The 21,812-nt window shown below is 37.1% G+C and carries 19 protein-coding genes; 11 read left to right on the top strand and 8 right to left on the bottom strand.

What is annotated here, in order from left to right; all coding sequences use genetic code 11:
* The 6 genes from A0J48_RS21590 to A0J48_RS21565 all read right to left on the bottom strand — a co-directional run.
* On the bottom strand, positions 1-683 hold a 683-nt coding region (locus A0J48_RS21590), incomplete at its 3' end, for a hypothetical protein (RefSeq protein ID WP_200326647.1).
* A gap of 328 nt (positions 684-1,011) precedes the next feature.
* A complete protein-coding gene (locus tag A0J48_RS21585; protein ID WP_234301080.1) occupies positions 1,012-1,926 on the bottom strand; it encodes a trypsin-like peptidase domain-containing protein in 915 nt (304 codons plus the stop codon).
* Positions 1,927-2,002: 76 nt separating this feature from the next.
* On the bottom strand, positions 2,003-2,323 hold the full coding sequence (locus A0J48_RS21580; protein WP_200326646.1) for a CU044_2847 family protein: 321 nt from the start codon (positions 2,321-2,323) through the stop codon (positions 2,003-2,005).
* 208 nt (positions 2,324-2,531) lie between these two features.
* The gene (locus tag A0J48_RS21575; protein WP_200326645.1) at positions 2,532-2,828 is read right to left on the bottom strand and encodes a hypothetical protein; all 297 of its coding nucleotides are present in this window, start codon (positions 2,826-2,828) and stop codon (positions 2,532-2,534) included.
* A gap of 155 nt (positions 2,829-2,983) precedes the next feature.
* Complete coding sequence (locus A0J48_RS21570; protein ID WP_200326644.1) at positions 2,984-5,107, bottom strand: hybrid sensor histidine kinase/response regulator; 2,124 nt, start codon at positions 5,105-5,107, stop codon at positions 2,984-2,986.
* Positions 5,108-5,495: 388 nt separating this feature from the next.
* Positions 5,496-7,592 carry a TonB-dependent receptor plug domain-containing protein gene (locus A0J48_RS21565; RefSeq protein ID WP_200326643.1) on the bottom strand — a complete coding sequence of 699 codons (2,097 nt, stop codon included), beginning with the start codon at positions 7,590-7,592 and terminating at the stop codon, positions 5,496-5,498.
* Positions 7,593-7,726: 134 nt separating this feature from the next.
* Here A0J48_RS21565 and A0J48_RS21560 point away from each other — a divergent pair, with 134 nt between their 5' ends.
* Complete coding sequence (locus tag A0J48_RS21560; protein ID WP_200326642.1) at positions 7,727-8,170, top strand: molybdopterin-binding domain-containing protein; 444 nt, start codon at positions 7,727-7,729, stop codon at positions 8,168-8,170.
* Between the two features lie 236 nt (positions 8,171-8,406).
* On the opposite strand, the gene A0J48_RS21555 is transcribed toward A0J48_RS21560, so the two are convergent.
* Entirely contained in the window at positions 8,407-9,552 is a 1,146-nt protein-coding gene (locus A0J48_RS21555) for a hybrid sensor histidine kinase/response regulator (RefSeq protein ID WP_200326641.1), read from the bottom strand.
* A 427-nt stretch (positions 9,553-9,979) separates the two neighbouring features.
* Here A0J48_RS21555 and A0J48_RS21550 point away from each other — a divergent pair, with 427 nt between their 5' ends.
* From A0J48_RS21550 to ftsH3, 10 genes are all read left to right on the top strand, one after another.
* Positions 9,980-11,338 (top strand): NAD(P)/FAD-dependent oxidoreductase, encoded by a 1,359-nt coding sequence (locus A0J48_RS21550; protein ID WP_200326640.1) that lies wholly within the window; start codon positions 9,980-9,982, stop codon positions 11,336-11,338.
* A gap of 227 nt (positions 11,339-11,565) precedes the next feature.
* Positions 11,566-11,817 (top strand): hypothetical protein, encoded by a 252-nt coding sequence (locus A0J48_RS21545; RefSeq protein WP_200326639.1) that lies wholly within the window; start codon positions 11,566-11,568, stop codon positions 11,815-11,817.
* Complete coding sequence (locus tag A0J48_RS27215; RefSeq protein ID WP_234301079.1) at positions 11,814-11,951, top strand: PIN domain-containing protein; 138 nt, start codon at positions 11,814-11,816, stop codon at positions 11,949-11,951. The genes A0J48_RS21545 and A0J48_RS27215 overlap by 4 nt, the downstream gene beginning before the upstream one ends.
* Before the next feature lie 27 nt (positions 11,952-11,978).
* Positions 11,979-12,200: a type II toxin-antitoxin system VapC family toxin gene (locus A0J48_RS27210; RefSeq protein WP_234301078.1), complete on the top strand. Its 222-nt coding sequence runs from the start codon at positions 11,979-11,981 to the stop codon at positions 12,198-12,200.
* A 159-nt stretch (positions 12,201-12,359) separates the two neighbouring features.
* Positions 12,360-13,673: an FAD-binding oxidoreductase gene (locus A0J48_RS21535; protein ID WP_200326638.1), complete on the top strand. Its 1,314-nt coding sequence runs from the start codon at positions 12,360-12,362 to the stop codon at positions 13,671-13,673.
* A 60-nt stretch (positions 13,674-13,733) separates the two neighbouring features.
* Entirely contained in the window at positions 13,734-15,089 is a 1,356-nt protein-coding gene (locus A0J48_RS21530) for a (Fe-S)-binding protein (RefSeq protein WP_200326637.1), read from the top strand.
* 185 nt (positions 15,090-15,274) lie between these two features.
* Positions 15,275-16,492 (top strand): acetate kinase, encoded by a 1,218-nt coding sequence (locus A0J48_RS21525; RefSeq protein ID WP_200326636.1) that lies wholly within the window; start codon positions 15,275-15,277, stop codon positions 16,490-16,492.
* 25 nt (positions 16,493-16,517) lie between these two features.
* Positions 16,518-17,303, top strand: a complete 786-nt coding sequence (locus tag A0J48_RS21520) for a hypothetical protein (RefSeq protein WP_200326635.1) — start codon at positions 16,518-16,520, stop codon at positions 17,301-17,303.
* Positions 17,304-17,378: 75 nt separating this feature from the next.
* Positions 17,379-18,173 carry an aminotransferase class IV gene (locus tag A0J48_RS21515; protein ID WP_200326634.1) on the top strand — a complete coding sequence of 265 codons (795 nt, stop codon included), beginning with the start codon at positions 17,379-17,381 and terminating at the stop codon, positions 18,171-18,173.
* A gap of 228 nt (positions 18,174-18,401) precedes the next feature.
* On the top strand, positions 18,402-20,243 hold the full coding sequence (ftsH3, locus tag A0J48_RS21510; RefSeq protein WP_200326633.1) for an ATP-dependent zinc metalloprotease FtsH3: 1,842 nt from the start codon (positions 18,402-18,404) through the stop codon (positions 20,241-20,243).
* Positions 20,244-20,349: 106 nt separating this feature from the next.
* On the opposite strand, the gene A0J48_RS21505 is transcribed toward ftsH3, so the two are convergent.
* Positions 20,350-21,812 (bottom strand): glycosyltransferase (locus A0J48_RS21505; RefSeq protein ID WP_200326632.1); only part of this gene is annotated, 1,463 nt, incomplete at its 5' end.

Below are 21,812 nucleotides of genomic sequence, written 5' to 3'. Positions count from 1 at the left end.
GTATTTTTATTATGCACATCTTGCCAAAATTCTAATAATTTATTCAAAATAACAAATCCTTGTTTTTGCCAATCATCAGTAATTAGATCAGTATGAATAATTACAGGACTGTATTTATTAAGATTTTTATTAATTTCTTCTAAAGATACATTACTTTTAATTACAAAAGTTTTTGCAAGATTCATTAATAAATACTTGGGTAGTTCATTCAGATTTTTTAATTCTGAAGAATACGTCATTTTTTTGATTTTAACTGTAGTTTTTTTCTGGTTTAAATCCAATAAATGAGGTAGAAAATCAGTTTGCATTCGTTCCAAAAACTTGTAATGGCTTTGAAATTCATGACCATGAATTATACAAACTAACAGACGAGATGAATCTCGATTTTCAATTGCTTCTTTTAGTTCAAATTCTTGGAGAGAACGATTAGCTAAATATGGTAATAGTGGATCAATATCTTTAGTTAAATTTCTATTAATATTTGTAGATGATTTTAGTTTTTCTATATCCTGCTCAATTTTTGCCAGTTCTTCATAAAGTCGGTTTAGTTTTCGCTCTAGTTGATTTTTAGTTTCAGCATCTTGTGTTTCAGAAATTTGGGTAGAAACAGCTTCAATATCTTTTTTTTTCTCTTGGAATCTCTTTTCTAAGTCTTCAAGTTTGACAACATCAGCTTTTTTCATGTGATAAAAAATTTAGAATTTATACTCGCAATTGTTTAATTATTTGATTTGATATATAGGGGTTTAGCACTGCTGATTGGTGTCAATTTAAGCTACAGATGGCTGATTTTTTTGGCTGACACGCCCACCCAGAAATGAATTTCCGGGCTAATAGCTAAAGTATACTAAAGTAAACTACACAATTTTAAAGATTTTCTAGTTCTTTTAGTCATCTTCAGATGACTTTTGCTATTAGACTGGGAATATGGCTTACTCCAAGTTGGGCTTGGGTTTTACGTTAAGTTGACACTTATGAGCATTGCTAAACCCCTAAACTCGAAAATACTTATTATCCAATCCTTTTTAATTGTTCAACGACATCATTCATATCCTGTTCAATCCTGTTTAATTGCCGCTGTAAATTATTACGACTTTCGGCATTTTCTGTATAATTCAATTGGTTATAAACTGCTTCATAATCAATTTCTAAAATTGCCAAACGTTTATTCAATTCCCTAGCTTTAATTTCTTGTACCCGACTAAAAGAACGAGAAGAATTTAGTGATTGTTTTTGAACACTTTGATTTAAAAAATCCCAAGTTTCCACTAACACATTTGTCGGTATCATAAATGCTGCTTTGACATCCTCTCGCTTTTTCTCTGCGGCCACGGCCATTCCTACAACTCCCTGTAATGATTCATCCCACACGGGAGAACCACTAAAACCGGGTTCAATCTGATACCCAGGAACTTTAATTGCTTCTATCTGTATCCAGCGTGTAGCTTGAATATCACGGAGTTCACCGTCAGCCCAAACACCAGTATCATGTCCTTGGGGAAAACCAAAGATGCGGAATTTATGTTGCCAATAATCTGATGTGCTAACAAGTTGTACAGGACTCACTCCTGTTGGTAAAGTATCCTGTATCTGTAATCCGGCAATATCTTCCTTACTTTGTCCTGGGTTGACAGGTTGCCAAAATACAACTTTGGCTTTTACTTTTTGTCCAGGTGCAATGAGGGGAAAGTCAAGTTCTATAATTGCATCTGGTGATTCTTGTGTGTTGGTGACAATACCTAAAGCTGCTGTAACTACATGAGCGCAGGTAAGAAGATGGGACTGACTCACCAAGAAACCAGCACCAACAACTTTACTGTTTTGATTGTAAATGCGAGCGATCGCACATTTAAAGACCTGAAAATAATTTTCCGTGGACATAAAATCTACAAAACCTAGTACCGCTTCGCGGAAGTCAAAAGTCAAAAGTCAAAAGTCAAAACCAATACAGCACAAGTCTTGCAAAGATTTGGAATGGTTTATTTATTTACGCCGCACTGTACTAGTCTTTACTCCACTTCACCGTAATCTCAAAATTCACTTCCCCACCTACAGAAGTAATAAAAGCCCCAGCATCAGCACTGAGTTTGATGCCAAACTTAACTTCCATTTCTTTGGGTCCCAAGTCTTTAAACTTATTAGCAATATTGGCAACCAATGGCTTAATATTATCTATAGCTTCTTCAAAAGATTTTTGTGCTTTAGCAATTTCTCGACCAGATGGTAAAGCAACTCTTTCAATAGCTATATCTAACGATTCTTCAACTTCTACCAAAATAGTGCCACCATCTAAAGCGAACTCAACTAATTGCTTGTTTGCCATATATGTGCTGTTAAGTACCTGTGCAATGTCAAATATACAACATTGCCAGCATATTTAAAAGGTAGAGACTTTAGGGACTTCCAGAAAATAAATTATTCAATGAGTGAGAACCAAGATGAGTATGAGATTCTTCCTCCCCTGCTCCCCCTGCTCCCCCTGCTTCCCCTGCCGACCCAAACGATGGAATATTTTTTTAGTTGGAAGTCCCTTATTCCCAGGTTGCCACATCTCTCAATAAACTGGGAATTTCCCCTTGTGATAGAGGAAACTCTAATACAGTTTCTCGATAACCTAAATATCCCGATTCAGTAAAAGACATTAACATCCGCGCTAGTGCTAACCATACTTCAGATTCATATTCCCAATCACTATCACGTCTAGCACGACCAGCAATTGAACGTAACGCCCAAAAATAAGAATTTCTCACCACAGAACCGCCTTTTTTAAATTCAGGTAAATCCTCATGGTGAATAAATAAAACATTATTTTCAATTCTGGCTCTCATAGCGTTGCTATAGGACTCCTATTTGATTCTTGATAGCTGGCGAGGAAAGTGACCATACAAAACTCTGTACACTTCAATCTTCTAAAACCCTTTTGCCTCTTGCCTTTTGCCTATTGCCTGCCTACAAAAGTATGTTCAGGCATCAAACCGGATGCCTAGATTTTCACAAATTTTATAACAGCTTGAACTAATTTTTCTGCATTCAGAGGTTTAGATAAATGCATTTGGTATCCTGCTTTTAGTGCTTGTTGCTGGTCATAATCTCTAGCATAGGCAGTTAAGGCGATCGCGGGAATTTTTCCACCTGCTTCTGGAGTCAAAGTTCTCACTTGACGGATGAGCATATAGCCATCCATTTCTGGCATACTAATATCACTGACTAAAACATCAGGCTTGCTCTGCATTAAGACTTGCAATGCTTCAAAAGCCGAAGATACAGCGATCGCTTCAGCGCCCTCTTGCTCTAATACAAAAACCACAAAGTCCCGCGAATCAGTATCATCGTCAACAATTAAAACTTTTACACCAGCTAGAGGTAAGGATTTCGGTGTCAAACATGAAGAATGATTTTCAGCATCGGCCAAACTAGGGTTTTGATTTTGGCAAAGGGGTAAACTGACGGTAAATGTTGCCCCCTGTTCCTCACCAAAACTTTCTGCTTTGACGCTACCGCCATGCATATCCACAATATTACGGACAATTGCTAATCCTAAACCCAAGCCACCAAATTTTCTCACAGAACTACTATCTGCCTGTTGGAAATAATCAAAAACATAGGGCAAAAAATCAGGGCTAATTCCCTTCCCTGTATCCCTAACTATGATTTGAGCATAACCATCTATCTGCCTAATTTGCACATCTATTTTTCCCCCTTTGGGTGTAAATTTGACAGCATTAGAAAGGAGATTCCAGACGACTTGCTGCAAACGAGTAGAGTCACCCAAAATTATTCCTACATTCGGTTCAAAAATAGTATTTACCTGAATCGACTTGGTTTCTAATGCTAAACGCATAGTGTCTAATGCCGACAATACTGTAGATGGCAAATTGATATTCGTAGTCTTTAATGTTAATTTACCCTGTAAAATTCTGGCAGTATCCAACAAATCTTCAATTAATTGCACCTGTAATCTGGCATTGCGCTCAATTGTTGTTAGTGCTTGTGATGTTTTAGCTGGATCAAAATTATGAGTTAGTAATAACTGAGACCACCCCAGAATCGCATTGAGAGGAGTGCGTAACTCATGAGAAAGTACGGCCAGAAATTCATCTTTAATTCGATTGGCTGTTTCAGCTTTAGCTCTTGCAGTTTGTTCTAATTCCAACAGACGCGCTCGTTCTTGTAGAATTTGTTTTTGTTCGTCAATATCTGTACAAGTCCCAAACCATTTAACTACACGGCCTTGCTCATCTTTGAGTGGTAAACCTCGCGCTAATTGCCAACGATAAGAACCATCAGCCGCACGTTTGAAACGGTATTCGTTTTCATATAAAATCCCATTACTTACAGCATTTAACCACACTTGACTAGCATTTTCTACATCATTTGGATGCAACGCTGCCAACCAACCAGAACCCACAGATTGCTCTACTGTTAGACCTGTATATTCACACCAATTCTGGTTGAAATCAATACAATTACCATCAGCATCAGCAGTCCAGACAAGTTGGGGAATTGACTCAGCTAAATAACGGTATCGCTCTTCACTTTGTCTGAGAACTGCTAGAATGCGCTGGCGCTCAGTAATTTCTTGTTGTAATTGCTCATTGTATTTTGTAATTTCATTGGTACGAACAGCAACTAATTCCTCCAGATGATTTTGGTATTTTCTCAATTCTTCCTCTATCCGTAATCGCTCAACTATTTGTTTTTGTAGTTCTTGGTTTGCTTGTGCTAATTGAGCGGGGCTTTTCAGTGCAAGAGCTTGAGGAACTAAAGGTACAAGTTCGACTGCTGTAATTAAAGAGATGATGGCCGTTACTGCTTTAATTAAGCCCGACAGCCAATAAGTGGGATACCAAAGTGTCCAAATCTCTAAAATGTGAGTAGTACCACAAGCAAGGATAAATCCACTAAACAGCAAAAAAATCCAATGAAAGGGTAAATCTTGTCGTTTGCGGACAAAATAGAACAATGTTGCAGGAATAGAGTAATAAGCTAGGGCAATAACCAAATCAGATAATAAATGGAGCCAAACTAAATCTGTGTTCCATAAATAGCAGTGTCCGTGCGGGATAAACGGACTGGATGTAAATAAATTAGTCCATAATTCAGACATAAACGTAACTTTCGTTTAGTTAAAAATAATTGTATTCAAAATCCCCTACTCTCAACTTTTACTCTTATTTATATTGCTATTAAAGCGGTAAAAAACATTCTTTTACATACTGGAAATAGTTGATATTAGACTAATAAGCTCCAATTAAGTCCCAAGTATCATACCAATGATATGTGAGCTTGCACATAATTATAAACTCCATAGATTTATCTGCCTTTATCCGCGTTGGTCTGCGTACATCCGCGTTTCATTATTATCGACATCTTATTCTATGCAGCTTCATATTAACTTGGGATAACAGCTACTATTATCCTTAACTGAAGCATATTAATCTCTAACCCACACCCCATACCTATTCTAAATAGGTAAATTGATGATTGACTGAAAATTAGATATTTGCTGTTAAACCCACACGAAAAGTAAAGCCAGGACTATAAATGCGATTCACTCGTTCATATTGCTCACCGAGTAAATTTTCTAAGTAAACAGTCAGTCCTAAATTTTTACTCACAGGAATGCGTCCACTCAAATCTAAATTCACAAAAGATGGTGAAAAGTCTGTGTTTTTGTCACCAGCAGCAGTATTGGTAAACAAAGAACGACGAGTACCACTATTGTAAGTCAGATACAAATTAGCCTGCCATCCTGAATTTTGATAACCAATGCCAGCTTGCAGTAAAGAGTAAGGAATTAACCCTAATTGTAATCCCTTTTCCGTTCCCGTTTTAATTTGAGCATCTGTATAAGTGTAGTTGACAAAACTTGACCAATCACGAGCAATTTTTAACTGCAATGCAGCTTCTAAACCATTGGTATCTACTAAGCCAATATTTTCCCATCTACCATTAATAACTCCTAACCGATTATCTAAACTACTGCCAAAATAGGTAAATTGTGCCAACAAATTACTAGATAAATTAATATCCACACCCGCAGTCCAAGTTGAACCAGTTTCTGGTTGTAAATCAGGGTTGGGATTCCAATTATGAACCGTATCAAAAACATATAATTGATCTAAACCTGGATTGCGTTGCGCTCCTGCCCAACTTCCACGAATTGCAACAATGGGATTAATAGCATAACGTAAGCCAAAACTGGGATTTAAATAATTACCAAACTGGCTATCAAAACTTTGTCTTAACCCGAAATCGACTAGCAAAGCATCGGTAATGTTCCACGTATTAACAGCAAATAAAGCCGTATTTAAAACATTTCTATCTTCTTTTTCATTTTGAACAGCAAGAGCAGGATTTGTGCTGAAAACATCACCTTTTAAGTCAGTATTTTTGAAATCTACACCCCAACGTAATTGATTATTAGGAGTAAGTTGCCACTCATGATCAACTCTGGCTGTAATTTGTTTTGTATCTAAAACTCCTGTCCGGTAAAATGTCGCTCCCGTCGGTCCATAGGTGCTAAAGTAATCTTGGTTATAACCAATTGTTGTTGTCAGGTTTGATTCTTCTCCTCTCCCCAGTTTGGTTTTCCAAGATAAACCAATATTCAAATTATCATGGTCTAAACGATCTCTTTGCAGAGGAAACCCGAAATAAATTAACCCCCGACGACTGCTGAGTGTAGTTACATCTAAATTCAAAGAGTTTTTAGCATCTAAATCCAAACCAATGCTGCCAAAATATGTACTGGTCGCTGTATCAGCATTTGATAAATATCCTTCAGCATCACGATTTGCTGCACCAACGGGAACACGATAACGGTTATCTATAAAGTATCTTTCAAAGCTGAAGTTGTACTTGACTTTATTCGCTGAACCCGTATAAGTTATTTGTTGGTTATTTAGATTTAATGAACCAAATTCTGCACTACCAGTTAATTGAGGTTTACTGTAACCTTCTTTGGTAATGATATTAACTACTCCACCAAAAGCTGAAGAACCATATAAAGAGGAAGCAGCACCGCTATATAATTCTACTCTTTCAATGGATTCTACAGGAATACTGTTTAAATCAGTTGCACCATGATAAGTGTTGATATTTGTGTTTATAGGTCTGCCATTAATTAAAAATACAGATTGATTAATAGATGCACCCCGGTAGTATGTACCTGTGTGAATATCTGCACCATAACCAACATCATTGATGGCAAAACCAGGCATTCTTTTTAAAATATCAGCAACGCTGGTAGCGCCTTGTTTTTGAATCTCGTCTTTTTCAATTACATAAGTTGGTGTCGATTCGGGTAAAGCGTCTTTTTCACCAATTGCTTCTAAGGAAATATCTGCATCCTCTGTAGGAGTTAAATCTGCTGCTGGCTGTACATCTGAATCTGTTTCTTGCTCAACTTGATTTGATGCGGGTTGTTGAGTTAATAATTCAGCATTTGTGGTGGGTATTTTAATTTCACTTAAACTAGGAATATCTAAATTTTCAATCTTCTCTTCAGTTTCATTATCATCAGCTACAGCAGGAAAAGTTACCAGTAAACTTAGTAAGTAAACTGGTAGGAAAAAAAATTTATTATTCATATTTTTTGAACTCACACCTGATAAACACAAGTGTAGGGATTATCTCTGATGAATAAGAAAACTGTCAAAAGACAAACTGTCATATTTCAGATTCCTGACCGGTAATTTTAGATTTTAGATTTTAGATTAAAAAAATGTTTATTGGACATAAACAACTGCGAAATGACCGTGAAAATCACCTTGGTTTACCTGATAAGGATGATGATGTCGATTCACTAGCCATCGCCTGTTACCAGTTTGATTATGGAAATGACTTGAACCGGTTTGTTCAGCTGCGCGATCGCATTGTTTCCAGAATTCGAGAACTCGTTCTTAGACTCAAGCATCTTTCCAGAATTCAATCGCCAATTATCAACCGTGCGCGTCAAGATTTAGCTTGGCAGTTTCCAGAAGTTGCACTTGTTGTTTCACGTCGTGGCGTTTCTGGAAAAGTCCCGCTACTGTGGGGGGGGTGGCTTGCCGGGGAAAGAGAATCAACCAGGTACCACAAACTTTATAAATCTAGTGCTGGACTTGGTTTAACTGACTCGGTTAAATTTCACGCGCAGCGCATTTGTAGTTTACAACGTGAGGAGTAGTTGATTGAGAATGAACTCTCATAACTGCTACAGGATGAACGCTTTACCAGTTACCACGAAGTTTTCCAAAAAATCAACTTAGGCGATCGCTTACAGGCTGTTATCATTTGCCAAATTTTCCCACTATAAAATTTTTTAGGTGAGGATACGAGTAGCAGTAAGAGCAGTAAAACTTCTGTTCAAAATGCTGATTGCGTCCAGAAAAGTTCTAGACTAAAATTTTAGTTGTCTGATTTCTATGATGCTGGAATTGATTGCCACGGAATATCCATATCTATACTTCTCACTGTTACTTGAGGTAACATAATATGTACGATAGTTTGTTTACCGGGGATGCTTTCAATATTAAATTGACCACCATACAATTCTACAAGCTTTTTAGCGATTATTAAACCTAATCCTGAACCTTGTTGTTCAGAAAATTTACGCGAAAATTGCATATATGCTCCAATATCAGCAATTTCTTCGCTAGTAATGCCTCTCCCACCATCAATTACAAACAAATTAAAGTGATTTTCACTAACACTACCAATTATCTTGACAGTTGTATGTCTTCGAGAAAATTTAAAGGCATTATCAATTATTTCTTCAGCAATTTTTTGTAGCTTATCAGCGGGAATTTGGACAAGAGTATTTTCTATTTCTATATTTAAATCTTCTATTCTTTCAACCTGGTTGGCTTTTTCCCAAGCTACTTGATTAATGATTTCTTGGGTAAAGCTTCTAGGAATATTTAGTCTTGTATCTAGAATTTTTTCGGGTTCTGTAGCTGCTAATTCTAATTCTGTGTAAATTAGACAATTTTGGACTAACTTATTTAATCTTAAGGCTGTATTGTAAATACATTCAACCATTTCTATTGCTTCCATATTGTTTAGTAAATTATGACTTCTCAGTAACATTTGAGAAACTCCTAAGATACCATTCAATGATGAATTCATTTCTTGGGACAAAGACATGGAAATATTATTGCTTAAAGTATTTAATTTTGATTGTGTGTATCTTTCAAATACAGCCATTTTTTCCATTTGCCTGTTAACAGAACGCATTATTTCATCACTAGTAAAAGGTTTGATTAAATAATCATCAGCACCCAATTCCATGCCTTTGCGCAAATCTGTATATTCGTTTTTAGCTGTTAAGAAAATAAAAGGTATTTTGGCTGTTTTTTCATCTTCTCTGAGAGACGTAACCACGCTATAGCCATCTAATTGCGGCATCATTATATCGCAAATAATTAAATCTGGTAGTTGTTCTCTAGCCATTTCTAAGCCGATTAAACCATTATCAGCGGAGATAGTGTCATAATCTAAATAATGAAGAATCTCTATAATGTTGGAGCGAATCTGCTGCTCATCTTCAATGACTAAAACTTTTTTCATAAAATTAGCCTTTTGTTGCTGTAAATCTAGAATTATTTAGAGAGACATGATTAACAATCAAAAGATCAAATGATAGTTAAATTTATTTTCTCTCATCATGTTTATTGTCTACTGATTATCTATAAATAACATCAAAGAAAACATGGAAAATTGCATACTTATTTTTTAAGTAATATTATTTACGAGTATTATGACATCACTTACGTAAGTATTTCTGTTTTTGCGTATAATCGTGCTTAGAGTCAAATTAATATATATAAAATAGGCTATTCATAACAGTGATGAGAAAAATTTGAATTTTATATGTCTTAATGGCTACTTTAACTTTTTTTTAAGAAGTTCAAAATAAACAGAAAAATTTATGACATTTTTGTTACAAATTTGTTAAGAATAGTTACAACACCTGTAGTACAAGGAAATATTTCTTATGGTTGATTTACATGACAATAACCCACCACATCAGGTAGTTATCGTTGGTGGTGGTTTTGGTGGACTCTATGCAGCTAAAGCACTGGCTAAGGCTAATGTCAATGTAACGCTGATAGATAAACGGAATTTTCACCTGTTTCAACCTCTTCTGTACCAAGTAGCTACAGGTGCTTTGTCCCCAGCGGATATTTCTTCACCGCTGCGTTCTGTTCTGAGTAAGAGTAAAAATACTACAGTTTTGTTGGGTGAAGTGAATGACATTGACACCACAGCCCAAAATGTGATGGTAGGCTCTGAAGCAGTACCCTACGATACTTTAATTGTGGCTACAGGTGCAAAGCATTCCTATTTTGGTAAAGATGGCTGGGAACCCTTTGCACCAGGTTTAAAGACTGTTGAAGATGCCATTGAAATGCGTCGGCGAATTTTTATGGCATTTGAAGCAGCGGAAAAAGAAACTGATGCTGCTAAACGTCGGGCTTTGTTAACTTTTGTAATTGTGGGTGGTGGCCCAACTGGAGTAGAATTAGCTGGTGCGATCGCAGAATTAGCCACCAAAACCCTGAAAGAAGATTTCCGCAACATCAACACTTCCGAAGCAAGGGTTTTATTACTAGAAGGTTTAGATCGAATTCTCCCCCCCTTCGCACCAGAATTATCCCAAGAAGCACAAGCATCTTTAGAAGCGTTGGGTGTAGATGTACAAACCAAAACCCTAGTAACAAACATTGAAAATGACATTGTTACTATTAAACAAGGTGAAGAAGTCAAAACAATTGCTGCAAAAACAGTATTATGGGCGGCTGGTGTGAAAGCATCAGCGATGGGGAAAGTATTAATAGAACGGACTGAAGTTGAGAGCGATCGCGCAGGTCGTGTTATCGTTGAACCAAATCTCAGTATTAAAGGACATCCCAACATTTTTGTAGTTGGTGACTTAGCAAATTTTGCCCATCAAAATGGTAAACCCTTACCTGGTGTTGCACCAGTAGCCATGCAAGAAGGGGAATATGTAGCCAAACTAATTCAAAAGCGGCTCAAAGGTGAAACCCTACCACAATTTAAATATGTGGATAGAGGCAGTTTAGCAATGATTGGTCAACACGCCGCAGTTGTTGACTTAGGGTTTATGAAACTGAGAGGTTTCTTTGCTTGGTTCTTCTGGTTATTTATTCACATCTATTTCTTGATTGAATTTGATAACAAATTAGTTGTCATGATTCAATGGATTTGGAATTATTTTACTCGCAATCGTGGCGCGAGATTAATTACAGGGAAAGAAGTTGTTAAACCTGTACCAGTTGAAAGTAATGGACATTATCAGCCGGTGAAAACTAGACAGCCATTGAATGTCTAGCTTACTCGTTCCCAGTCTCCGACTGGGAATGCCATTTTAGAGGCTCTGCCTCTACTGTAAATGTGTTTTGTCTGAATCAGGATGTTCAGGATGATAGGATTTACAGGATGTGATTTAATATTCTCCCCAGATACCGGACTTCTGGAATATCACAATTATGACAACTGTGAAACTTTTATGTTAAAATAGATAAGTATAACTTAAATTACATCAATCCTCAAAAAAGAATGAAAGGTTATATCAAAGGAAAGACAGTTAGTTTACTAGAAGAATTACTAGACGCTGTTCAAGAAGGTGATGAGGTGGAAGTTTTAATTTCCACTTTAGAAAGAAATGATCACAATCTGCTAAAATTAGCTGTTGTTCCCATACATCATCAGCAAAAACAAGATCAACCAGGGTTACATTTAGGTGCAATATCAACCAGTGATGATTTTGATGAACCCTTACCTGATGAATTTTGGTTTGGAGAATCATGAAATTACTGTTTGATACTCATACTTTTATTTGGTGGGATAGTCAACCTCATAAATTATCTGCTAAAAGTTTAGCTTTATTATCTAATAGTTATAATATCAAATTTCTCAATATAGTTAGTATTTGGGAAATGTAAATTAAATATCAATTAGGTAAGTTATCTTTGCAACTTCCGTTAAGAGATATTATCAATGAACAAATACATAATCATAATATTGTGATTTTATCAATCACATCTGAACATATATTAGGATTAGATAATTTACCGTTACATCATAAAGATCCATTTGATAGATTATTAATTTCACAAGCAAATCTTGAAGATGCGATTTTAATTAGTTGTGATTCTGTTTTTAATCAATATTCTGTGAAAGTTGATTGGTAATCTAGGAATCGGACTTGAATTTTTTTGTTTTTTGTCTGAAAACTTAGATCAATCTTCAAAAATCATCCTGTTTATCCTCAAATCCTGGACATCCTGATTCTGACAATTTTGAGTCAAAATAACCAGTACATTATTAAGGAGGATAAAAATACAAAACCAATGAATGCGATGTCTAACGAAAAGACACTAAGTGTCTACGCCTCTACCCTAAAATCTATTATCAACATAGAAAATGCCGTTTTACCTTGGGAAAATCTCGAACCCACCCAAAAACAACGCATCCAGCTAGCAATGGACTCTCAAAGCCATCCCAGTTGTATCGTGTATCCCCACACTCAAACAGAACTAAGCGCAGTCATAGCCACGGCTAACCGCAATAAATGGTCTGTTCTTCCCTGCGGTAGTGGAAGTAAACTCAACTGGGGTGGTCTAAGTCAAAATATTGATATTGTTGTTAGTACAGAACGTATTAACCAACTCATAGAACACGCGGTTGGTGATTTGACTGTCACCGTCGAAGCAGGAATGAAATTTGAGCAACTTCAAGGAATTTTAGCCAAATCTCGGCAAACTTTAGCCCTTGACCCCGCATTTCCTCATTCTGCCACAATTGGTGGTATTGTTGCTACTGCTGATACAGGTTCTCTACGTCAACGTTATGGTGGTGTGCGTGACCAACTTTTAGGTATTACTTTTGTCCGTGCTGATGGACAAATAGCCAAAGCCGGGGGAAGAGTAGTAAAAAATGTTGCTGGTTACGATTTGATGAAGTTGTTTACTGGTTCTTACGGTACATTAGGAATTATCAGTCAAGTCACTTTTCGAGTTTATCCCCAACCAGAAACATCAGGTACAGTGGTGTTAACTGGTCAAGTTGAAACAATATCCCAAGCTGCTACAATTCTTAAAGGTTCTGAGTTAACACCAACTCAAGCAGATTTATTATCAAATCAATTGGTTTCTCGCCTAGGTTTAGGTAATGGAATAGGGTTAATTGTTCAATTTCAAAGTATTAGTGAAAGTGTGAAAGAACAGTCAAACCGTCTTTTAGCAATAGGTCAACAATTAGGTTTAAATGGGGCTGTTTATTCCGCAGAAAATGAAGCTAATTTATGGCAACAATTACCAGATCAAATACATGATGTATGCAAAAATTCTGGAATTACTTGCAAAATAGGAGTATTGCCAACAAACGGAGTGGAGGTTATTAATCAGCTAGAACTGGGTTTAATTAACCTGAGTAGTGGTTTGGGTCTAGCAAGTTTAGAAAATGAACATCAAGTTGTGAAATTGCGTAATTTATGTCAGTCTAATTATGGTTTTTTGAGTGTGTTAGCTGCACCAGAGGACGTAAAGCGAAAAATAGATGTTTGGGGTTATACTGGTAATGCTTTACATATTATGCGGGGCATTAAGGAACAGTTTGATAGTAATTATATTTTAAGTCCTGGTCGGTTTGTGGGTGGGATTTGAGTTTTAAGAGAATGAACCGCGAAGGCGCAAAGAACGCGAAGTTAAGAGGGGAAGAAGATAATGCAAGTTTCAGATGGTGCTGTTAATAATACTGCCAGTATTAAGAATTTAAAGGGGTTTGATGCAAGTCATCCTCCTGATCCAAAGTTAATTGATAGTTGTGTACATTGTGGGTTTTGTTTATCTACTTGTCCTAGTTATCGGGTGTTGGGAAAGGAGATGGATTCACCCAGGGGACGTATCTATTTAATGGATGCTATTAATGAGGGTGAAATTGCACTGAATACGGCAACAGTAGAACATTTTGATTCTTGTTTGGGTTGTCTTGCTTGTGTGTCTACTTGTCCTTCTGGTGTTCAGTATGATAAGTTGATTTCGGCTACTCGACATCAGGTAGAAAGGAATTATAATCGCACTTTTTCAGATAAGTTAGTGCGTCAATTAATATTCTCTTTGTTTCCCAATCCTGATATCTTAAGAATTTTACTTTTGCCATTGTTCGTTTATCAAAAGTTGGGAGTTTCTAAATTATTACAGGCTACTGGGTTAATTAAAGCTATATCTCCCCGATTAGCAGCAATGGAGTCTATTTTACCAGAAATTACTGTTAAATCTTTTCAAGATAATTTACCGGATGTAATTCCTGCAAAGGGTGAAAAAAGATATCGCGTTGGGGTAATTTTGGGATGTGTGCAACGGTTGTTTTTCTCTCCTGTCAATGAAGCAACGGTGCGGGTTTTAACTGCAAATGGTTGTGAAGTGGTAATTCCTAAATCTCAAGGTTGTTGTGCTGCACTTCCTGAACACCAAGGACAAACGGAACAAGCAAAAGCTTTAGCAAGACAAATGATTGATAGTTTTGCTGATACAAATGTGGATTTTGTCATTATTAATGCTGCTGGTTGTGGTCATACTTTAAAAGAATATGGTCACATTTTAGCCGATGATCCAGAATATGCAGATAAAGCCAAAGCTTTTGCAGCTAAAGTTAAAGATGCACAGGAATTTTTAGCTAATGTGGGTTTAACTGCTGAACTTTCACCGTTAACAGATAGACCTTTAACTTTAGTTTATCAAGATGCCTGTCATTTATTACATGGTCAGAAAATTAGTGTCCAACCACGTCAGTTATTAAGAAAAATTCCCGGTGTTACCTTAAAAGAACCAATAGATGCGGCTTTATGTTGTGGTAGTGCAGGTGTTTATAATATGCTGCAACCAGAAGTTGCAGAGGAATTAGGTAAACAAAAAGCACAGAATTTAATCAATACAGGTGCTGAGTTAATAGCTTCTCCTAACCCCGGTTGTACTTTGCAAATTAGTAAATATTTGCAGGGTAAGACTATTTCAGTGATGCACCCGATGGAATTATTAGATTATTCTATTCGCAAAGAAAAGTTAGACCTTAAGAAATAGCATTCAATCATCTGCTTTTTGTAAAAAACGTAGGCTTAGTAATACTAACCCTGATAATTACAGGTTTAGCATTGCTAAACTCCTACAACTAAAAATCCATTCATTTATCCGCGTTTATTTGCGTTTATCTGCGGTTAATTTATCTAGAAATCTGATTTTGTGCAGTTTAATATAGGTATTAACTAATGAAAATATTAGTCCTAAATGCTGGTTCAAGCAGCCAAAAAAGTTGTTTATATGAAATTCCTGATGCAAATCTACCTAACAAAGTCCTGCAACCACTTTGGGAGGGAAAAATTGACTGGACTCAAGAACAAAGTGAGGCAGAAATTGAGGTAAAAACAGCAACAGGTGCGGTACTACAAGAATTCATTGATGGTGACTCTCGTATAGCGCACGTCGCTTATCTGCTTAATACTCTGACTCATGGTGCAACTAAAGTCATTAGTCAATTATCGGAAATTGATGTTGTGGGACATCGTGTGGTACATGGTGGGTTAGATTACCGCAACAGTGTAGTAATTACTGAAGAAGTTAAACAAGCGATCGCTCATCTCTCTACCCTAGCACCAGCACATAATCCAGCCGCTTTGGAAGGCATAGAAGCCATTGGAAAAAGTCTGGGTTCTGTAACTCAAGTAGCAGTATTTGATACTAGTTTTCATAGCACCTTACCCGATGCAGCCGCCATCTATCCTGGACCTTATGAATGGGTAGAAAAAGGTATCCGTCGCTACGGCTTTCATGGCATTAGTCACCAATACTGTGCGAACCGTGCAGCGCAAATTCTCAATCGAGATTTAACATCATTGCGGTTAATAACCTGCCATTTAGGTAATGGTTGTTCTTTGGCTGCTATTAAAAATGGTAAAAGTGTTGATACAACAATGGGTTTCACGCCTTTAGATGGTTTAATGATGGGTAGTCGTTCTGGTTCCATTGATCCAGGGATTCTTATTCACTTACTACGTCAATCTGATTACTCAGTTGAAGAGTTAGATTATGTGTTAAATAAAGCTTCAGGATTAAGGGGAATTTCGGGTATTTCTAGCGATTTCCGAGAAGTGATAGCAGCCATTAACCAAGGTAATGATCGCGCTCAATTGGCTTATGATATATACGTGCATCGTTTGCGGGCTGGTATCGGTTCAATGCTGGCTAATCTAGGGGGATTAGATGCGTTAGTATTCACCGCTGGAGTAGGGGAAAAATCCCCAGGAATTCGCCAAGCAGCTTGTGAAGCTTGGGAATTTTTAGGACTGAAAATAGACCAAGAGAAAAATCAACAGCAGCCAGTTGATGTAGATATTGCTAGAGATGATTCAAATGTGCGAATATTAGTGATACACACTCAAGAAGATTGGGCGATCGCTCAACAATGTTGGCAGTTATTACAACAGTAAAAAATATCATTTTCAATATTTGAATATGTTCTTATCTCGTGAATTTATTATTACCCCTTTGGTAGCTTGTTGCTGCATTTTAGGAATTAGCCTCAGTCAATACCCCAGGCTACAAAAATTGTTAACTAGTAAACAATCTATGTCTGTGGAAGCTTTAGACAAAGACCAAGAAAAAGAAGGTTTACGTTTGGGGTTGCTGCAAGAAATACCCACTTTTGGTTATGATAACATCATTGCGAACTGGGCATATATAGATTTTTTACAATACTTTGGTGATAATGAAGTTAGAGATAAAATAGGTTATAGTTTAAGCCCAGAATTTTTTGAAGTGATCCTCAAACGTGACCCTAAATTTTTAGAAGCTTATCTTGGTCTTTCTGTCAGCACTTCTTTATATGCAGGTATGCCAGAAAGAACTATTGCGATCATGGACAATGGTTTAAAATCAATTTCTCCTACCGTACCAACAAAATCTTATTATATCTGGCGTTATAAAGGCACAGATCAATTACTATTTTTAGGTGATTCCCAAGCTGCAAGACAATCTTTTTTAAAAGCTGCCGAATGGGCTAGTCAATACGATGATCAAGAAAGTAAAAATGTAGTCTTTATCTCCCAAAAAACCGCAGATTTCCTGGAAAGAAACCCTGATAGTAAATTTGCCCGTATCGCCACTTGGACAATGGTTTTACAAAATAATGTAGATGATAAAACTCGCAAACGGGCAATTAAAGAAATTGAAAATCTTGGAGGTAAAGTAGTGATTAACTCTGATGGTGTACCTGCTGTAACTTTACCTGAAAAAGATTAGACTTTAGCAATTGATAATTTACAATTGACAATTGACAATTGTTTAATAAACTTTCCCTGTTCCCTCTTCCCTTTTATGTATTGGTATTGTGGTAAATTAATAGAATCAGAAAAACTGGAATTAAATATTAATGATCCAGGGTTAATTTATGGGGCTACAGTTTTTACAACTTTGCGAGTTTATAATTATTCCCTTGATCATAGTTTAACCAACTGGCAGGCACATTGTTCTCGTCTAAAATTTAGTTTACAAACCTTCGGTTGGCCAGAACCAGATTGGAATTTTGTCCGTCAAGGTGCAGAAATTCTTTTACAACACTTTCCGGTTCTGAGAATTACTCTTTTTCCCGATGGTCGAGAATGGATCACAGGCAGATTATTACCAGAAAATTTGACCCAAAAGCAAAATTATGGTATAATATCTGCCCTTACCAAGTCAGAATTTGCTCGTTCTCTCCCCAACCACAAAACCGGCAACTATCTGAGTCCTTGGTTAGCGAGAAATATTGTCCAATCTTTAAATGCGGAAGAAGCGATTTTAGTAGATAGTCAAGGAAATTGGCTAGAAACCAGTACAGGAAATCTTTGGGGATGGAAAGAAGGCTGTTGGTGGACACCACCTTTAGCAGTGGGAATTTTACCTGGAATAGAGCGATCGCACATCATCAACCAGCTAAAAAACCGTCAAATCACCGTCCAGCAAGCACCTTGGACACCCGAACTAGTGAAAAAATTAGAGGCGATCGCCTACACTAATAGCGTTGTTGAGATAATTCCCATTCATACAGTACAACGGCCGACGACAGGATCGTTAGAATATAATCCTTACCATCCTTGTTTTTTAGAACTCAAAGGATTATTTCTACCATGACAAGAACGCCATTTTGGTATATCTTAAGATAAGTTAACATAATTCTCATAAAGCCCTCTCTTATTTTAGAGCAATTAATTTATCGCGTCTGGCTAGGGCGTGGAAGCTTACTGAGGGATAACCGCTCCCATGCTCCCATTGCAGTAAGAAGTAAATGTCTAGACTGATCTAGTTTTTACATAGCAGAAGTTACACTAACGTAGAAAAAATCCAGGAGGATAGACCTCAGTGAATAAAAAGTGGAGAAATACAGGGCTATATGCGCTGTTGTTTATTGTAGTAATTGCTTTAGGGACTGCTTTTTTTGATAACCAACCCCCGCAAGTAGAAACATGGCGCTACAGTCAATTTATTCAAGAAGTTGAAAGCGGCCGAGTCGAAAGGGTCAGCCTCAGTTCAGACCGTTCTACAGCAATGGTTACACCTAAATATGATGCCAATAAAAAGCGTGTCACCTTAGTTAACGATCCAGACTTAATCAATACACTGACAAATAAAGGTGTTGATATTGCGGTCTTACCCCAAACCGACGAAGGATTTTGGTTTAAAGCACTGAGCAGTTTATTTTTCCCTGTATTACTTCTGGTTGGTTTATTTTTTTTGCTGCGTCGCGCTCAAAGTGGACCCGGTAGCCAAGCTATGAACTTTGGTAAATCTAAAGCCAGAGTGCAAATGGAACCCCAAACCCAAGTGACATTTGGTGACGTTGCGGGTATCGACCAAGCCAAATTGGAACTAAACGAAGTTGTAGACTTTTTGAAAAACGCCGATCGCTTTACCGCCGTTGGTGCAAAAATTCCTAAAGGTGTATTGTTAGTTGGCCCTCCTGGTACTGGTAAAACCCTCCTCGCTCGTGCGGTAGCTGGAGAAGCTGGAGTACCCTTCTTCTCAATCTCCGGTTCTGAATTTGTGGAAATGTTTGTTGGTGTGGGTGCTTCCCGCGTCCGCGATTTATTTGAACAAGCAAAAACCAACGCTCCCTGTATCGTCTTCATTGATGAAATTGACGCAGTAGGTCGTCAACGGGGTGCAGGTTTAGGTGGTGGTAACGACGAACGGGAACAAACCCTTAACCAGTTACTCACCGAAATGGATGGTTTTGAAGGTAACACCGGCATTATCATCATTGCTGCAACCAACCGTCCTGACGTACTCGATGCAGCTTTATTGCGTCCCGGTCGTTTTGACCGTCAAGTTGTCGTAGACCGTCCCGACTACGGTGGACGTAGCGAAATCCTCAAAGTTCACGCACGGGGTAAAACCTTATCTAAAGATGTGGACTTGGATAAAATTGCTCGTCGTACCCCTGGTTTCACCGGTGCAGATTTATCCAACCTGTTGAACGAAGCCGCAATTTTAGCAGCACGTCGGAATTTAACTGAAATTTCGATGGATGAAATCAATGATGCCATCGACCGTGTACTAGCAGGGCCAGAGAAGAAAGACCGAGTCATGAGCGAAAAGCGCAAAACCTTGGTTGCTTATCACGAAGCTGGTCACGCTTTAGTTGGTGCATTGATGCCTGACTATGACCCCGTACAAAAGATTAGCATTATTCCCCGTGGTCGTGCTGGTGGTTTGACTTGGTTTACCCCTAGCGAAGACCGCATGGACACTGGTTTATATAGCCGTGCTTATCTGGAAAATCAGATGGCTGTGGCTTTGGGTGGTCGTTTAGCTGAAGAAATCATCTTTGGTGAAGAAGAAGTTACCACCGGTGCTTCCAACGACTTGCAACAAGTTGCACGGGTAGCTAGACAAATGATCACTCGGTTTGGGATGAGCGATCGCTTGGGTCCAGTTGCTTTAGGTCGTCAACAAGGTAATATGTTCCTGGGTCGAGATATCATGTCTGAGCGTGACTTCTCGGAAGAAACCGCTGCTGCAATTGATGAAGAAGTACGCAAATTAGTTGATACAGCTTACGACCGTGCTAAGGAAGTATTGGTAAATAACCGCCACATTCTGGATGAAATCGCGCAAATGCTGGTGGATAAAGAAACCGTTGATGCTGATGAATTGCAAGAAATTCTAGCAAATAACGATGTCAGAACTGCTGCTTTTGCTTAATAGCTGGTAGTAGGAATTTTTAAGATTTAAATTTGGGGTAATTCTGGATTTTCTGGAGTTACCCCAATTTTTTGAGACCACTGATAGCTGAATGCTTACCTAATAGTTAACCCAATTTAGAATATTTGTTAATTTCTAAATAGCTTTCCCAAAACTCTCTATTAGTCAGTTCAGGTAATGTCTCTCTATAGACTTGCTTTAATTGGGAAAATTTACAGTATATTTCTACCGATAAAGCTATTGTTTTCAGCAAAACTTTAAAGAATTCTCCTCTAGAAAAGCTCACAACAAATCCTTCTTGATTAACTAAGTTATAATACAAAGCTTTTTTGGCTCTAAATACATTCGTAGGTCTATAATCTTGCATAGGAACAACTTTGTATCCCTGTCCAGTTAATTTAATATCTTGATGTAAAAATAGAGCAGGTAACAAATGTCCATTGAGGGTAATAAATCTCAGCCAACGATGCATGGTGTTTTCTAATTTGTTTACACTTTCCTCATACTTGACATACATAAAAGGTAATTCGGTATTTTTGAGGGGTTTTTCTCCCATGCTTCTAATTTCTATGTTTTTCTGTTCGTGGTCAATTTCTGTCAAATGTTGCGGACCTTTCAAGAAATCAGCCACAGCTTTCAAAATAATATTGGCACTTTGGTATTTATAGCAAAATGCTTCTCTCAGGGTAAATTTAATAATCCGTTTGATTGCATCTAGTTTACTAAAATCATCAGATGCTATGACATTTAAAATTAATTCGTTCTTTTTTAAGTAATAATTCATCATGGGTGAGTATTTATTTTCTAATGCTTCGTGCCAAACACACACACCATTCAAAGTAATAATTTTATGATTTAACCTAATCGGAAATTCCATATCATCCATTTTGATAAAAAACGGATAAGGTAACTTATAATCATCTATACTTTTTGTAGGAAAGGAAAATAACCACCAACCATTATAACTAAGGTGTTCCTCTATTTCATTTAATAAAACATTGTTGACATCTCTTAAATCTAAATCTGGCTTGAGTCTAGTTACTTCTTTATTCCAAACTGCTCCATTTTCATGTTGAATATATTTAGTATCTAGACGTAACATACTACCGCCAATACAAAGATTTTGATCATGAGTGACTGTTTGAAAATTATAAATCCTCTCAAATACTTCGGGATTAATAACTACATCGTCATCCATAAATACAATATGGGAGAAATCTGACTTTCTTTCTAAAACTTCTATAACTCCTCGACAATATCCACCACTACCACCTGCATTTTTATTCGGTATGACGTGGATTTTACTATTGTAAAATTCCTGAATAGTTCTACCATTATCAATGATGAATATCTCAAACTTATTTCCTATCTCTGGTTGAGAAAGTAAATGTTTTTCTAATAAAGATACATTTTTATTAACGTAAGCTTCTCGCTTATATGTACAAATGACAATAGCTATTTTTTGATTTGATTGAGAAAAATTTTTAACGTTTGTATAAAAGTATCCACCTGCGAAAATACAATTATCGGCTAATGCTTCAATTTCTATATACAATAAACCTTTATAGG

It is taken from the genome of Sphaerospermopsis aphanizomenoides BCCUSP55 (genome assembly GCF_001586785.1).
GTDB classification, from domain to species: Bacteria; Cyanobacteriota; Cyanobacteriia; order Cyanobacteriales; family Nostocaceae; genus Sphaerospermopsis_A; species Sphaerospermopsis_A aphanizomenoides_A.
The sequence above is the reverse complement of the archived record's forward strand: the minus strand, read 5'-3'. Positions and strand labels throughout refer to the sequence as shown.